1 protein-coding gene is annotated in these 1191 nt (G+C 63.9%); it reads left to right on the forward strand.

What is annotated here, in order from left to right; translation table 11 throughout:
* Positions 1 to 41 precede the first annotated feature (41 nt).
* A complete protein-coding gene (locus tag KLP40_RS21030) occupies positions 42 to 1166 on the forward strand; it encodes an ISAs1 family transposase (RefSeq protein ID WP_215595808.1) in 1125 nt (374 codons plus the stop codon).
* Positions 1167 to 1191 lie beyond the last annotated feature (25 nt).

Genomic DNA, 1191 nt, shown 5'->3' on the forward strand with positions numbered 1-1191 from the left:
TAGGGTCATTGCATCAAACGTGCAGTTAGCGAGCTTTGCGCATGGACGAAGCAGTAGATTTTTTCGAGGAGGTGACGGATTTCCGCGAACAAGGCCGCTGTCGGCATGAGTTGAGCGATATTATCTGGCTGGTGCTGTGTGGTTTACTGGCTGATTGCGAGACATTTGAGGATATCTATGATTATGCCTGCGACAAGGAGACGGTGCTGCGCGCGTTTTTGGCCTTGCCGGCCGGCATTCCCTCGCACGACACGCTCAACCGCGTGTTCCGTTACCTCGACCCGGTGCAACTCGAATCCTGCCTCACCCGTTGGGGGGCTGCCATCGTGGGCCAGCTGGCCCGTCGGCAGTTGATTGTAGACGGCAAACAACTGCGCGGCACCACCCCGGCCGGGCGGCGGCAGGCGCCGGTGCAATTGGTAAGCGTGTGGGCGGCCGCGCAACGCCTGTGCCTGGCCCAGACACCGGTAGCGGAGAAAAGCAGCGAAGCCACGGCCATGCCGCAGGTGCTGGAGGCGGTGGACGTGGCCGGCAGCGTCGTGAGTCTGGACGCGCTGGGCACCCAACCGGCGCTGGCGGCCCGCCTGCTCGAGCGCGAGGCGGATTACGTGCTGGCCCTTAAGCAAAATCAGCGGGAGTTATTTACCCAAGTGCAGGCGCACTTTGCCCCGCTGTTGGCCCAGGCACCCGCCCACACGCAGGCCGACAAGGGCCACGGTCGGGGCGAGCAGCGCCGCCTCTGGGTGAGCCGCTCGTTTGCGCTGGTGGACGCGGCCGATCCGTGGCCGGGGCTGTGTACGCTGGTGTGCGTGCAGACCACGCGCTGGCAGCACGGGCACACCAGCCAGGCCACGCGCTACTACCTCTCGTCACTGGCCGAGGCGTCGGCCGCCGAGTTGGCGGGCTATATCCGCGGGCATTGGGGCATCGAAAATCACCAGCACTGGCATTTAGACGTGACATGGAAGGAGGACGGCTGCCACTGCCGCCGCGACCACGCCCCGCGCAACCTCTCCACCCTGCGCAAACTGGCCCTGAGTTTGTTACAGCGGGAGCAGACGGTCATGAGTCTGCGTCGAAAACGCAAAAAGGCCGCCCGCGACGACCAGTTCCTGTGGCAGGTGCTGAGCCAACTCGACCCACAGCCAGAAACCGTAGCGAGCTAACTGTGCGTTTGATGCAATGACCCTA

Origin of the sequence: Hymenobacter piscis, from assembly GCF_018760735.1 — a bacterium.
GTDB lineage: Bacteria > Bacteroidota > Bacteroidia > Cytophagales > Hymenobacteraceae > Hymenobacter > Hymenobacter piscis.

Coding starts and splice junctions, on each gene's coding strand:
- KLP40_RS21030 (WP_215595808.1), top strand. CDS start 42: ATGGACGAAGCAGTAGATTTTTTCGAGGAGGTGACGGATTTCCGCGAA.